This is a genomic window from Actinoplanes sp. CA-030573 (assembly GCF_050951115.1).
Taxonomy (GTDB): domain Bacteria; phylum Actinomycetota; class Actinomycetes; order Mycobacteriales; family Micromonosporaceae; genus Actinoplanes.
On the sequence record NZ_CP192038.1, the window covers coordinates 6006941 to 6020336 of the forward strand.

Here is a 13396-nt window from a genome sequence, read left to right on the forward strand (position 1 = left end):
CAGCTCAGTGACTCACGCTCAGCCGTGACCACTGGACGCGCCGGTCCAGCATCGCGAACGCCATGATGGTGATGCAGATCGAGCCGTTGATGAACGACGCGGTCACGTCGCTCGGGTGGTGCATCCCCCGGTAGAGGCGGGACACCGCCACGGCGACCGGCACCAGCACGAGCAGCCAGCACATCCACTTCACCCAGGTGCGCCGCACGAGGGTGGCAAGCACCAAGGCCAGTCCGGCGTAGAGGGCGAACGCCGCCGACGTGTGGCCGGACGGGAAGCTCGACGTCGGCGGGGAGTTGTCCAGCCGGTGCACGTCCGGCCGCTGGCGGTCGATCGCCAGCGTCGTGAAGAAGAAGACGATCGCCTGGGCGCTCACCGCCGCGCACAGGAACAGCGGCTCGCGCCAGCTGTGCAGCGTACGCAGCAGGACGATCGCGGCGATCGCGGTCACCCCGATGATCACCGGCGTGCTGCCGACGAAGCTGAAGAACCAGGTGACCTTGTTCAGCGGGTCGGTGCGATGGGCCGCGAAGTAGCGGTTGACGCCGTCCTCGACGGTGAACGGCCAGACGTCGTGCAGCACGCGGGTGATCAGGAGACCGAGCCCGATCATTCCGAGCAGCAGCACGACAACCGGGAGCAGGATCCGCTTGCCCACGGCGGCCAGATGTGGGGCATCCAGATAGCGTCCGAACTCGGCGCGGTTCTCGAGCATGGCCCGCGCTCTACCCGATTCGATCGGTTTCCATGCGTAACATTTCCCGCCGCGCCGCGCGACGGCTGGCGAAGGACAGGAAGGCGAACGCGGTCACCGCCGGGACGGCCACCCCGAGGATGAGACCGGCCACGACGTCGCTGGTCCAGTGCACGCCGAGGGCCACCCGGCACACCGCGGTGATCACCGGGATGACGACCGCCAACACCCACAACGCGAGCCGGGCGCCTTTCCGGCGAGTGTGCGGGATCAGCACAATCAGGAATACCGCTGCCCCGAGCGCATTGGTCAGCGCGTGCCCGGACGGAAACGAATATCCCGCCGCGCGGGCCACCGGGTCGAGCAGGTCGGGCCGGTGCCGGCCGACGAGCAACTTCAGCAGTACGCCCAGCAGCCCGCCGGCCGTCATGGTGACGACGACCCACCAGGCGAGCGCCCGATCGCCCCGCCGCACGAGCCACAGCGCCAGCCCGGCCGCCGCGACCCGCCAGGTGTTCGGATGGAAGACCAGGCTCCACCAGTTCTCGAACCACACCCACCCGGGATGGCCGACCGCGAACCCGTGCAGCCGGTCGGTCACCCGCAGATCGAGCGAGTGCAGCCAGTCCACGTTCCCGATCACGAGCACCGCGAGCAGCGCGAACGGCACGAGCAGCAGGACAGCGACGGCAGCGGCGATGGTCGCCCGAGTGAAGCGCATGCCCGAAGCTATACCCACGTTCCCGGGCCCCCTACAACCTGTAGGTCGCACCCGACTCCACCGCTCCGAGTTTGTCGGGATTGGCGACGTTGTGGACGGCGGCGATCCGCCCCGACCCGTCGAGGTCGAACGTCACCGTGGCGACGACCCGGTCCGGCCCCCGGAAGATCACTCCCGGTCCGCCGTTGATCTCGGCCACGCTCGCCCGCATGTCCCCGGGCGCCACACCCTGGTAGGTGACCGTCCCGATCGCCGCGAACCACCCGGCGACCGTTCCCGCCCCGGTGATCGGCCGCAGCGCTTGCCGCACCTTGCCCCCGCCGTCGGTCCAGAGCGTGACGTCGGGCGCGAGCAGCTCCATCAGCGCGTTGACATCACCACCGGTGGCGGCGGCCAGGAACCGCTCGGTGACGGAGCGAAGCCGCACTCGCCCTTCAGCCGGATCGACCGGCCGGGAGCCGGCGGCGGAAGCGGCGAACTGCGGCCGCCGCGCCGCCACGTTCTCGCGGGCCCGGTGTGCGGCCTGCCGCACCGCCCCGGTCGAGCGCCCGACGGCGGTGGCGATCTCCGCGTGACTGAAATCGAACACCTCGTGGAGGACGAAGACGGCCCGTTCCAGCGGGCTCAGCGCCTCCAGGACGACCAGCATCGCCATCGAGATCGAGTCGGGGTCGGCCGGGTGGTCGGTCACGATCGGCTCCGGCAGCCACGGCCCGACGTAGGCCTCGCGCCGCCGGCGGGCCTGGCGCAGGCGGGCGAGGGCCTCGTTGGCGACGATCCGGCAGAGATAGGCCTTCTGGTCGGCGATGCCGGCCCGGGTGGAGACGGACGACCAGCGGATCCACGCCTCCTGCACGGCGTCCTCGGCCTCGGCCGCGCTGCCCAGGATGCGGTAGGCGACCGCGAACAGCAGACCACGGTGCTCGTCGAAGATCATGCCCGGCGGCCCTTCGGCCAGAACGCCCCCGACGCCGGCAGGCGCTTCATGCGGCGATAGGTGGGCCAGGGCGCGGCGGTCACCGTCTCTTTGTAGCGAACCGCCGCCCGGCCCGTCAGGTGGAGGCGCCGCGGCGTGTCGTCACCGTGCGTGAACTGCACGACCGCGTCGTCGCGCCCCAGGCTGATCGGCGTGTGGTAGTACCCGAAGCGGAACGGCCGCGGCTCCCGCCCGCGCCGCGACCGCACGATCGACACCGCCGCGTGCACCCCCGTCGGCATGCCACTCTGGCAGGTCCCGTGCATGATCCCGTAGGGCTGCCGGATCGCCGCGGCGTCGCCGGCCGCGTAGACGAACGGGTGCGACACCGACCGCAGGACACTGTCGGTCACCATCCGCCCGCGCGCGTCGGTCGCGATCCCCTCGGCCAGCACCGGCACCCGGGTCCCACCGGCCCACACGAAGACGTCGGCCGGCAGCGTCGCGTCGTCCACGACCACCGCGTCGGCCAGCACGTTCCGGATCTCCCCGGCTTCGTAGACCACACCGAGCCGGTCCAGCGCGCCGCGGAGATAGGCGCCGGCCTTCGCATTCAACGACATTCCCGGCGCCGTACGCCCGACCAGCGTCACCCTCAGCGACGGGAACCGGGACGCGATCTCGGCCGCCGACTCCACCCCGGTGAGCCCGGTCCCGCCGACCACGACCTGCCGCGCCGACCCGAGACGATCCGCCAGCCGGGCGGCTTCGGCGACGCCGTTCAGCGTGTACGCGTGGTCGGCGGCCCCGGTCACGGAGGAGGCGTCGGCGACACTGCCCAGGGCGTACACGAGGAGGTCGAAGGTGATCGTGCCGTGGTCGAGCACGACGGTGCGCGCGCCGAGATCGACCGAGGTGACCCGGCCGCGCACGAAGCGCGCGCCGGTGCCGCAGAGCAGGCCGGGGATCGAGAGTGAGGCGGTCTGCTGTCCGGTAGCGGTCATCGGCAGCCGGAGCCGCTCGGTGAACCGCTCGTGGGCGTCGACCAAAGTCACCCGGAAGTCGCCCCGGTTGCGCGCGGCCAGCTGGATCGCCGTCGCCATGCCGGCGTACCCGGCGCCGAGAACCACGATGTCGTCCATGCCCACGAGATGACGGGACGACGGAGGAGGTGACCCGCGGTGACCGGCGTCACATCAGGCCGCCCAGGCGGACTCCCCCGGACAGTCCTCCACGCCGTCGCCGCCCCGCCGTTTGATCCGGTACATCGCCTCGTCGGCGCGGCGCAGGGCGTCCGGCAGGTCGGCGGCGTAGGCGGCCGCCACCCCGATCGACACCGTCGCCGGGCAGTCCGGGATGCCGCGGACCGCCTCCACCATCCGGGCCGCGATGGTCCGCGCCGTGGCGATGGGGACGCCCGGCAGCAGGGCCGCGAACTCGTCCCCGCCCAGCCGCGCGAGCAGGTCGCCCTCCCGCAGCTGAGCGCCCAGCGCCGCGGCGATCGCCCGCAGCGCGTCGTCACCGGCCGCGTGCCCGCGCGTGTCGTTGATCTGCTTGAACTTGTCGGTGTCGATCAGCAGCACGGTGACCAGCTCGGCCGGCCGGGCCTGCGCCTGCCGCACCGCCCGGTCGAACGCGCCGCGGTTGGCGATGCCGGTCAGCGCGTCCATCGCCGCCGCCCGCGCCGCCTGCTCGTGCTGCAGGCGCAGCAGCTCGAGCGACTTCATCGCCTCCACCGTCTGCAACGTGCGTAGCCGCTGCCGCCAGAGCGCCCCGGCCAGCGTGTCGCCGTAGGCGAGGCCGACCGCCGCGTCGGCCGAGCCGTGCGCGGCCAGCAGCACGGCGTAGGTGCGCTGGGTGGCCGAGACGATCAGCCAGCCGGCGTCGGCGGGCAGGTCGGCGATCGCCCGGCGCATCACCTCGAGGGCCGCCTCGGAGCGGCCCGAGCGGCGCAGCGCCACGGCGTGGAACGGGCGGCTGAACGCCAGCGCGGCCGCCGGCATCCCCCGCCCCTCCAGCACCACGAGCAGCCGCTCGATCTCGGCGGCGGGGCCCCACGGGTCGGTCCGGTCGGCCTTCGCGCAGGCGGCGGCGAGCATGGCGTGGTCGCGCCAGGCCCCGGCGTCGGGCCCGTCGGCCTCGTCGGCGGCCCGCAACGCGTACCGCTCGGCCTCCGCGGTGTGCTCCTCGGCCGCCGCCACCTGGCCGACCTGGTAGAGCTCGAGCGCCCAGAACAAGTGCAGCTCGGCCTGGTTGAACAGCCACATCGCGCGGTTGCCGCTGCCGGGCGGGCTCATCGCGTAGGCGGCGTCGTAGTGCGGGCCGACCAGCTCGTAGAGGCGTAGCTCGAAATAGCCGATGGCGACGCCGACCCGGGCGTTGACGGCCGCGATCGGCTCGGTCTCGTGTGCGACCAGGATCTCGGCCGTGACGAGGTCGTGCAGGATCTCGTCGAAGTCGCGGCCGGTGTCGCCGATGCGCATGAGGTGGGCGGCCTTGGTGGCCAGGGCGCACGAGCGCCAGCCCGGGCTGCCGTCGCGCTCGGCGGCGCGGGCGGCCACGTCCAGCGCCGCCAGCGACAGCTCCGGCTCGCCGAGGCCGGCGAGGGCGACCGCCCGTACGAAGTGCATGCAGGCGGGGCCATCGGCGATGTCGCCGGTGGCCTCGGCCAGCATCGACTCGGCGAAGTCGAGCGCGGCCTCCGCGTGCCCGCTCTGCGCTCGCTCGAGCCACCTTGCCGCCTGTTGCGCGATCTCGCTCATCGGCCCTCCCACCGCGCCTTATCGGCACCGGGCGACCGCCCTTGCAGCGAAACCGCACTCTCAGTTGACAGTGATGATCTTGTTGATCAGGCCGCCGCCCGGGAAGTCGAGCATCAGCACACCGGTCCGTACCACCGGTGCGTGCACCTCGGGACCCTCGTTCAGGTAGGTCAACAGGAACGGGTCGACGCCCTGCACGCCGAGCGCGCCGCCGGCCACCTGCTGCGGCTGGGCGAACACACTGGCCCCGCTGGCGAAGTTCACGTACAGCTTCGTGGGGTCGCCGGCGCTCGTCGCGTCCAGGAACCGGCGCACCTGGTCGCGCTTGGTCGCGATCGCCCCGACGTTGGGCACGGTGTAGTTGTCCTGGACGTAGGTGGAGCTGCCGTCGTTCCAGTCCCGGAACTGGGCCAGGCCGTAGCCGTCGTAGCGGCCCCCGCGCGCGCCGTTGAGCACGGCCAGCACGACCTTGCCGCGGGCCTCGCCGAGAGTGGGCGCCGGCGCGTTGCCGGTGACGGCGGGCGACCAGAAAAGCGCGCGGTACCGGGCGACATAGCCGTCGAAGATGCTGGTGAACGGGTTCATCCCGGTGGCGTCGGAGCAGGAGCCGATCTCCCCCGTGCACTCCTGCTTGAGCCGCATCAGCACGGTCTCGCCCGGGTGCGCGGCCAGGAAGGCGGTGAGCCGGCCGAGGACGTCGTCGAAGTTCGCGTTCTGGTAGGTGGCGCCGTGATGGATGGTGAACGTGTTGCCGGTGTTCACCCGGGCCCGGATGTCGATCATGCGAATGCCCGCGTTCAGCTGGGCCGCAAGGGTGCCGCCGCTGTCGCCGAAGTTCTCCTGCGTCTGCGTCCAGGCGCCGCCGTGGATCGCCATCGTCTCGTGGGTGCCGGGGATCGACAGGGCGGCGAGGCTGGTCGCGCCAGACAGGCCGCGCATCCAGTCCGGGTTGGTCGCGCCGCCGAGGGTCCGGTAGGCGGAGTCGGCGGCGCCGGCCGGGGTCGGCATCGCGAGCAGCGCGGCGGTCAGCGCGATCGCGCCGACGGCATACATGAGCTTCGTTCGCATCACGTACGGAAAGATATCGATCGATGTGGTACGGCGGAAGGGCCGGACTTTGCCGTACCGTCGTATGTGCTCGTTCCCTTCATCCGGCGTTCAGGTAGCGGCGGAGGCCGCCGATGTTCGAGAAGTTCACCGACCGCGCCCGGCGCGTCGTCGTCCTGTCCCAGGAGGAGGCCCGGCTCCTCACGCACGACTACATCGGCACCGAGCACCTCCTGCTGGGCGTGATCGCCTCGGGTGGCGACGCGGCCCGCGTGCTCGCCGACGCCGGCGTGACGGCCGAGCCCGTCCGCCAGGAGATCATCGCGACGATCGGGCTCGGGTCCGAGCCGCCCGGCGGCCACATCCCGTTCACGCCGCCCCTCAAGAGGTCGATCGAGCAGGCGATGCGCGAGGCGCTGCGCCTCGGCCACCTCGTCATCGACGCCGAGCACCTGCTGCTGGGCGTGCTGCGCCAGAGCGACGGCGCGGCCGTGCAGATCCTCGGCAAGCTCGGCGCCGATCCCGACGAGCTGCGTCGCCAGGTCATCGCCACGATGGCCGCCTCGTCGCCCGATCCCTCGACGGCGCTCGGCGCCTCCGCCGCGGCCGGCGCTGCGGCCCCCGGCCCGGGAGCCGGCGCGGCCGGCGCCTCCGTCCCGGCCGCGGCGACCGCGTCGGCGCCGTTCCCCTTCACCCGGCCGCTGCGGGGCTTCGCGCCGGCCGTGCCGGCGCTCGACCGCTTCGGCCGCGGCATCGACCCCGGCGCGCTGAGCCCGGTCGTCGGCCGGGATGCCGAGGTCACCCGCGTCGTGCAGATCCTGAGCCGGCGCGAGCGCAACAACGTGGCGCTGATCGGCGCGCCCGGCTCGGGGCGGATGGCCATCGCCACGGCGGTGGCCGGGCTGATCGCGGGGGGCGCGGCGCCGCATCCCCTGCGGTACAAGACGTTGTACGCGGTCGACTTCGCCCTGGTCCCGGCGGGCGCGGAGGGCCGGGTCGAGACCGAGCGGCGGATGGCCCTGCTGCTCGCCGAGATCCACGCCCGGCGCGACCTCATCGTCGTGACCGCGGACTTCGCGCCCTTCGGCGGCGATCCCCTGGTGGCCGCCTTCGTCCGCTCGGCGCTGGCCCGAGGCGACCTGCAGATGATCACTACGGGCTCCGCCACCAATGCGGATATTTCTGCATTGTTCCAGCAGGTGGAGGTGGTGACGCCGTCCGCCGCGGAGGCGGTCGCGATGCTGGAGGCAATACGGCCCGGACTGGCCGCCCACCACGGCGTGGAGATCGAGGATGCGGCCCTGGCCGCCGCCGCCGAGCTGGCCGCCGGCGTGCTGCCCGGCGCGGCGGTCGACCTGCTCGACGAGGCGTGCGCACGCTCGGGCGGAGGCGCAGTCAGCGCGGAGACCGTCCGGGAGGCGGTCGCGGGCTAGGGCCTGTCCCGTGGATCACGCGGGGCTGCGGCGAGGCCCAGGCGGCGCCTGACGGCGTCCGCGAAACGCCCGAATCCAACACCGGGATGCGGCCGCTTCGCGGCCGACGCCAGCCACCACCTGGACCGCGCCTCGCACTCGCGTGATCCACGGGACAGACCCTAGGCTGACCGGTCGTGGAGCTCCGGCCCGTGGACGCGACCCTCCTCGCCGACGTCGGCGAGCTGTTCGGCGCGAGCTCGATCACGCGCGGCTGCCACTGCATGTGGTTCCTGCTCACCAGTAAGGAGATGGACTCCGGCTGGAGCGGCGCCAACCGGGAGCGCTTCGAGCGCTTCGTCGCCGCGTCCCCGGCGCCGGCCGGCGTCCTCGCCTACGACGACGACGGCCGGCCGGTCGGCTGGTGCGCGGCCGGGCCGCGGTCGCGATACGGCCGGGTCCTGCGCTCCCCGCTGATGAAGGGCCACGACGACGCCGAGGACGACGACGTCTGGTTCGTGCCGTGCTTCTTCGTGCGGCCCGGCGCGCGGCGCGCCGGCCTCACCCGTGAGCTGCTGGCGGCGGCGGTGGCGATGGCCCGCGAGCACGGCGCCGCGGCGGTCGAGGGGTTTCCGCTGGCCGGGCCCGGGCCACACCGGGACGACCGCTACCTGGGCACCGAGGGACTCTTCGCGGCGTGCGGCTTCGCGGTCACCGCCCGGCCGTCGCCGCGCCGGGTGGTCATGCGGCTCGCCCTCACCTGACCTCGAACGCGCGCAGGCCCTCGACCGGCTCCTCGACGGCCTCGACGCCGGTCACCCTCGCCGACGACGGGCCGCGGCCGGCCCACGCGACCAACCGGTCGACGCTTTCCGGATCGCCCTCGAAGACGGCCTCGACCCGGCCGTCGGGCAGGTTGCGCACCCAGCCGGCGACACCCTGCTGACCTGCGATCTTGCGGCAGGTGTCGCGGAAGAAGACACCCTGCACCAGGCCGGAGACCAGCACACGCTTGCGCACCACGTGCCTCAGCCTAGTTTGATAACCGGCCCCCGAGACGGCACTATGCTCGGGTGCGGCGCAACCGGGTGGCGATCTTTGCGGTGGCGGTGGCGGCCGTGGTGGTCCTGGGCGGCGGCGGCCTCATCGCCCGCGGCCTGCACAAGGGCGGCACCGCGGGCCTCTCGCCCAGTTCCGTGATGGTGGGCGACACGCCGGTGGCGACGAAAACCCCCTCCTCGTCGCCCTCGTCGCCCTCGCCGACCGGGCCGAGCCCCGAGGAGCTGGCGAAGGCGGAGCGGGCCAAGCGGGTCAAGCAGCTCGACGCCGCGCTCAAGAAGCTGGACGCGACCTCACCCGAGTTCTCGGTCGCGGTCCTCGACAAGAAGACCGGCCAGAGGTACGCGTACCGCGGCACCGAGAAGTACGACACCGCCAGCATCGTCAAGGCGCAGATCCTGGCCTGCATGCTGCTGCACGACCAGGATGCCGGCCACGACCCCACCTCGGGCGAGATGACGCTGGCCAAGCCGATGATCCGGCTCAGCGACAACAACGCCGCCACGTCGCTCTTCCAGCACGTCGGCGGCCGCAGCGGGCTCACCCGGTGCAACAAGCGGCTGGGCCTGAGCCAGACCGTGGTCAACAGCAGCTGGGGCCTGACCCGCACCACCGCCGACGACCAGATCCGGCTGCTGTCCGAGCTGGTCGACACCAAGGGCCCGCTCGACACCGATTCCCGCAAGACGGCGTTCACCCTGATGAACACGGTCAGCGAGGCCCAGGACTGGGGCGTACCGTCGATCGCCAAGGCCGGCGAGACGACCACGGTCAAGAACGGCTGGGACACCCGCTCGGCCGACGGCGGCTTGTGGGCGGTCAACACGATCGGCCGGGTGTCCAAGGACGACGACGTCAGCGTCTCGGTCGCCGTCCTCTCCCACGACAACCGGTCGATGGAGAGCGGCATCGCCCTGGTGCAGAAGGTCGCCAAGCTGACCCGGCAGTACCTGAAGTACTAGCCGAGGTAGAGCCAGACCAGGGTCGCGGCGATGGCGAACAGCGCCACCACGGCGAGGATCAGCAGGAGCAGGAGCCAGTTGAAGCCGGAGCGGCGCTCCGCGGCCTGCTGGTACATCGCCGGGCCGAGCTGGCGCTGGGACGGGCGGGCCGGGCGCATCTCGAAGCCGCAGCGCTCGCAGCGGACCCGGGCGATGTCGTTCGGGTAGCCGCAGTTGCGGCACTGCAGCTGCTGCTGGCCGCGCGGCGGGCCGCCGTAGTCGCCGGCCGGGAACTGGCGGGTGTCGGTGCGCGGCTGCGGCACCGGCTGCGGGATCACGCGCAGGTTGGTGGCGTCGTCGCCGGGGCTCGGGCTGCGCGGGATCGACTGGGCCTGCGCGTCGTGGTCGCCGCCGCCCTTGCGCAGGAACATCAGCGGGTAGCCGCAGTTCGGGCACAGCTGGTCGCGGTCGGGCTGGACCGGGTTGCCGCAGTCGGGGCAGGGCATCTGGCGGACCGAGCCGTACGTCTCAGGCATTGTCGTCTCCGTTAACGCTGCCGGGTGGGCGGGCGCGGCCGCGGGCGGGCTGGGGCTGGAAGCGGACGTCGAGCTGGACCTTCGCGCCGAGCGGGAGCTCGCTCTGCAGGAACGCCATCACCTGGCGCTCGGTCAGGTGGCCGGTGTGGTCCATCTGCACGACCACCACCGAGTCGGGCGGCGGCACCTTGTCGTTGCTGCCGTAGACGCCGCCGGCGTCGATCACGGTGACCCGGGCGCCGGTGGCGGCCTGCAGCAGCGCCTCGACGCCGTAGCGCGTGCCACGCCAGCCGAGCAGCTTGCCGACCTCGCGGACGAGGCTGCGCCGGTACTCGGCGGGATCGGTCGGCTCCAGCATCACGCCCAGCCAGGAGCCCAGGTAGGACAGCATCTCGGGACTGGCGAGACCGGTGTCCACCTGGTGCTCGATGGCGTCGATCCGTTCGCGTACGGTGTCGTGCACCTGCTCGAAGGCCGCGACGAAGTCGCGCAGCACCGGGTCGGTTCCCATCACCCGGGGCAGCTGGTCGACGAGCCAGCCGGCGCGACCGGTCATTGCTGGACCACCACCCGGTGCTCGTACGACATGAAGAGCGCCTCCGGCAGCAACCGCAACCGCTGCTCCACCTGGTCGAGCGTGCGCTTGCGCCGCAGATCGGCCGAGAAGAAGTGCACCGCCTCGACCCCCTGCACGCCGAACGAGCCGTGCAGCACGCCGTAGACGTCGCCGAGCCGCAGGTCGGTGTCGAACGGCCAGCCCTGCCCGCTCGGCCCGCCGGTCAACGGGTTGAGGTACTCGTAGAGGGCACGCTCGGCGCGCTCGCGCACGGTCTCCGTCCGTACGCCCGGCGCCGCCCGCACCTCCGCGACCACCTTGACCCCCTGGTATCGCGGGGCGTCGATGCGCAGCCGCATGGTCAGCAGCCGGCGGGGCTCGAGGTAGGCCTTGATCTGCTCCTCCAGCTCCTCGGAGAGCGCCAGATCGTCGAGCGTCAGGTTCTCCGGCGCCACGTCGACCCTCGGCACGACCAGCAGGCGCGCGGGCTCGGCCGGGTTGTCCGGCGGCAGGCAGCGGGCCCGGGCCACGCTCGGCGCCGCGTCCAGGGTAAGGCGCTCGACGTCCTCGGCCGTCACCGCTCGCCGGCCGCCGCGCAGCAGCATCGGGCCGCGCACCTTCGCGTTCTCCACCGTCTCGGCGTCGACGCCGCCGGTCGACGGGTCGAGGTTCGTCACCCCGGCCACGAACGGGATCGACGTGTGCAGGATCGTGAGCCGGTCGGCGGGGACGTTGCCGCGCCGGCCGCCGCCGAACCGGTAGCCGGTCACGTAGATCTGGGCGTCGATCGGCGGGATCGCGCCGTGCTGCCACACCCGACCCTCCCGGTCGAGCACCCGCGGCCCGAAACGGATCTCGCCGGTGGCGCCCGACCAGGTGAAGACGCGGTCGTCGTCCTCGGCGTCGGCCAGGTCGGCGACCTCGGTCCACTCCTGCTCCTCGGGCTCGCCGGTGCGCTCGTGGCGGGGCAGCACCACCCGGACGGTCTCGTCGAAGCGCCGCGGCAGCACCGGCACCCGGCGCACCTGGAAGACCTGGCCGGGGCGGCCGTTGCTGGTGCCGAGCAGCTCGGCCGGCGCCGGCTCGGCGTGGTGGGCCGGCACCGCGCCGCCGAGCGCGACCGCCGAGAGCTGCTCGAGGATCGGCGGGTTGGTGTACTCCGGCTGGCCCTCGACCGCCTGGACCAGACGGCACCGCAGCCAGTACGCGCGGCGGGAGCCGATCGCGAGGGCCTCGTGCCGCATCGGGAGCAGCAGGGTCACCTCGCCGGTGCTGTTGAAGCCGGCGCTGGTGTCCTCGAGGATCCGCACGCCCTTCCAGGTCTGCCCGTCCCACGCCTCCCAGACGCGGGGCGGCCGCCGCGGGTCGACGCCGGCGCCCTCGGGCCCGGTCGTGACGTCGAGCCGCAGCAGGTTGCCGGCGGCCGAGTCCTGCAGTCCGAAGTAGACGGCCTCGTCGACCTGCAGGGTCGGGAACAGCTGGACGGTCGCGGCCTCGCGGCGCAGCTCCTCCCAGTGGTCGGCGTAGCGGTCGCCGGCGTGGGTCAGGCAGGCGACCAGCTTCGGCGGGGTGACCTGCAGCTCGGAGTCGGTCAGGAAGACGATCGGCGCCTCGTCGTCGCGGCGCTCGGTGCTGACCTGGGTGCCGGCCGGCACGCGCACCACGTCGTCGCGGGCGGCAGTGAGCCGGAACAGCAGGTCGGCGCGGGCCGGCACGGCCGAGAACAGCTCGACCCCGACCAGCTCCAGGAACTTGATGTAGAGCCGGTCCGGGACCTGGTTGAGCCGGTACAGCGTCATCTCGGTCATCCACGCGAACAGCTCGACGAGCGCGACACCCGGGTCGGAGACGTTGTGGTCGGTCCAGTCGGGACACAGCCGGTTGATCCGCCGTTTCGCCTCGTCGACGATGTCCTGGAACCGGCGATCGTCGAGATCTGGTGCAGGCAGGCTCATGACGCCGGCTCCTCGGTCGGGATCGTATAGAACGGATACACCAGATTTCGTACGTCGTTGGTCGCGCGAATCCGGTAGGCGACCGTGATGTGCACGGTCCCGGTCTCCTGCTCCGGGATCGAGGAGACCGACTCGAGGTCGATCCGCGGCTCCCACCGTTCCAGGGCCTCGCGGACGGCCCGCTCGATCAGGCCGAGGGTGCCGGCGGTGAGCGGGGCGAACAGCTGCTCCCACATCGAGCAGCCGAAGTCGGGGCGCATGACCCGCTCGCCGGGAACGGTGGACAGGATCATCCGGATCGCGGCGTCCACCTCCTCGGTGCCGGTCACCAGCCGGACGCTGCCGTTGCGGTTGATCGCGGCCGGGAAGGCCCAGCCGTTGCCGATGAAGTCGTCGCTCGCCATGTCACGCCACCAGCACGTCGGGGGAACCGGCGCTGATCACGCTGGTCGGGGCGTCGACCGGGTCGTTGCAGGTGGCCACCTGGTCGCCCATGCGGGCCAGCGGCTTACCGTTCACGAGCACGGTCGGCGAGCCGATGACGACCGTGCCCTGGTTGGTCGGCGGCCGCTGGAACGGGAACGGCGGGATGTGCGGCGTCTGCTGCGACTTGCTGCCCTGGGTCGCGGCCGGACGGCCGTTGATCAGGACGTCGGTGGAGAGCGAGAGGGCGAGCTGCCCGGCGTACGGCAAAGGTGTCGGCGTCGGCACCGGACCACCCGGCGAAGGCACCATGAGGATGTGGATGTCGGTCCCGGTGACCGGGTCGTTCTGGCGTGCGGCCGGCTGCGGCATGG

Annotated in this window: 15 protein-coding genes; 3 read left to right on the plus strand and 12 right to left on the minus strand. The window is 72.6% G+C overall.

The features are described from left to right. Positions 1–4: 4 nt before the first annotated feature. From ACQP2F_RS27795 to ACQP2F_RS27820, 6 genes are read right to left on the minus strand one after another with little or no spacing between them, the layout of a single operon-like run. Positions 5–715, minus strand: coding sequence for a phosphatase PAP2 family protein (locus ACQP2F_RS27795; RefSeq protein ID WP_433292360.1), 711 nt, complete (start codon positions 713–715; stop codon positions 5–7). A gap of 10 nt (positions 716–725) precedes the next feature. After that, positions 726–1415 carry a phosphatase PAP2 family protein gene (locus tag ACQP2F_RS27800; protein ID WP_433292362.1) on the minus strand — a complete coding sequence of 230 codons (690 nt, stop codon included), beginning with the start codon at positions 1413–1415 and terminating at the stop codon, positions 726–728. Positions 1416–1446: 31 nt separating this feature from the next. Then, a complete protein-coding gene (sigJ, locus tag ACQP2F_RS27805; protein WP_433292364.1) occupies positions 1447–2352 on the minus strand; it encodes an RNA polymerase sigma factor SigJ in 906 nt (301 codons plus the stop codon). Continuing rightward, the gene (locus ACQP2F_RS27810; protein ID WP_433292366.1) at positions 2349–3473 is read right to left on the minus strand and encodes an NAD(P)/FAD-dependent oxidoreductase; all 1125 of its coding nucleotides are present in this window, start codon (positions 3471–3473) and stop codon (positions 2349–2351) included. Before ACQP2F_RS27810 ends, sigJ begins: the two co-directional genes overlap by 4 nt. A gap of 54 nt (positions 3474–3527) precedes the next feature. Then, positions 3528–5093, minus strand: coding sequence for a diguanylate cyclase domain-containing protein (locus ACQP2F_RS27815; protein WP_433292368.1), 1566 nt, complete (start codon positions 5091–5093; stop codon positions 3528–3530). 60 nt (positions 5094–5153) lie between these two features. Continuing rightward, positions 5154–6161 carry a phosphatidylinositol-specific phospholipase C gene (locus ACQP2F_RS27820; protein WP_433307629.1) on the minus strand — a complete coding sequence of 336 codons (1008 nt, stop codon included), beginning with the start codon at positions 6159–6161 and terminating at the stop codon, positions 5154–5156. Positions 6162–6274: 113 nt separating this feature from the next. On the opposite strand from ACQP2F_RS27820, the gene ACQP2F_RS27825 reads away from it, so the two are divergent. Both ACQP2F_RS27825 and ACQP2F_RS27830 read left to right on the plus strand, forming a co-directional pair. Then, the gene (locus ACQP2F_RS27825) at positions 6275–7573 is read left to right on the plus strand and encodes a Clp protease N-terminal domain-containing protein (protein ID WP_433292370.1); all 1299 of its coding nucleotides are present in this window, start codon (positions 6275–6277) and stop codon (positions 7571–7573) included. Positions 7574–7749: 176 nt separating this feature from the next. After that, positions 7750–8316 (plus strand): N-acetyltransferase family protein, encoded by a 567-nt coding sequence (locus ACQP2F_RS27830; protein ID WP_433292372.1) that lies wholly within the window; start codon positions 7750–7752, stop codon positions 8314–8316. Here ACQP2F_RS27830 and ACQP2F_RS27835 read toward each other — a convergent pair. After that, on the minus strand, positions 8309–8575 hold the full coding sequence (locus tag ACQP2F_RS27835; RefSeq protein WP_433292374.1) for an acylphosphatase: 267 nt from the start codon (positions 8573–8575) through the stop codon (positions 8309–8311). The genes ACQP2F_RS27830 and ACQP2F_RS27835 overlap by 8 nt on opposite strands. 50 nt (positions 8576–8625) lie before the next feature. Between ACQP2F_RS27835 and ACQP2F_RS27840 the strand changes: the two genes are divergently transcribed. After that, the gene (locus ACQP2F_RS27840) at positions 8626–9573 is read left to right on the plus strand and encodes a serine hydrolase (protein WP_433292376.1); all 948 of its coding nucleotides are present in this window, start codon (positions 8626–8628) and stop codon (positions 9571–9573) included. Here ACQP2F_RS27840 and ACQP2F_RS27845 read toward each other — a convergent pair. The 5 genes from ACQP2F_RS27845 to ACQP2F_RS27865 are packed head-to-tail and all read right to left on the minus strand — an operon-like array spanning position 9570 to position 13394. Beyond that, entirely contained in the window at positions 9570–10088 is a 519-nt protein-coding gene (locus tag ACQP2F_RS27845; protein ID WP_433292378.1) for a zinc ribbon domain-containing protein, read from the minus strand. The genes ACQP2F_RS27840 and ACQP2F_RS27845 overlap by 4 nt on opposite strands. Next, complete coding sequence (locus ACQP2F_RS27850; RefSeq protein WP_433292380.1) at positions 10081–10644, minus strand: phage tail protein; 564 nt, start codon at positions 10642–10644, stop codon at positions 10081–10083. The genes ACQP2F_RS27845 and ACQP2F_RS27850 overlap by 8 nt, the downstream gene beginning before the upstream one ends. After that, positions 10641–12599, minus strand: a complete 1959-nt coding sequence (locus tag ACQP2F_RS27855) for a putative baseplate assembly protein (RefSeq protein WP_433292382.1) — start codon at positions 12597–12599, stop codon at positions 10641–10643. Before ACQP2F_RS27855 ends, ACQP2F_RS27850 begins: the two co-directional genes overlap by 4 nt. After that, complete coding sequence (locus tag ACQP2F_RS27860; RefSeq protein ID WP_433292384.1) at positions 12596–13003, minus strand: GPW/gp25 family protein; 408 nt, start codon at positions 13001–13003, stop codon at positions 12596–12598. Before ACQP2F_RS27860 ends, ACQP2F_RS27855 begins: the two co-directional genes overlap by 4 nt. Position 13004: 1 nt before the next feature. Then, positions 13005–13394 (minus strand): PAAR domain-containing protein, encoded by a 390-nt coding sequence (locus tag ACQP2F_RS27865; protein WP_433292386.1) that lies wholly within the window; start codon positions 13392–13394, stop codon positions 13005–13007. Between the last annotated feature and the right edge of the window lie 2 nt (positions 13395–13396).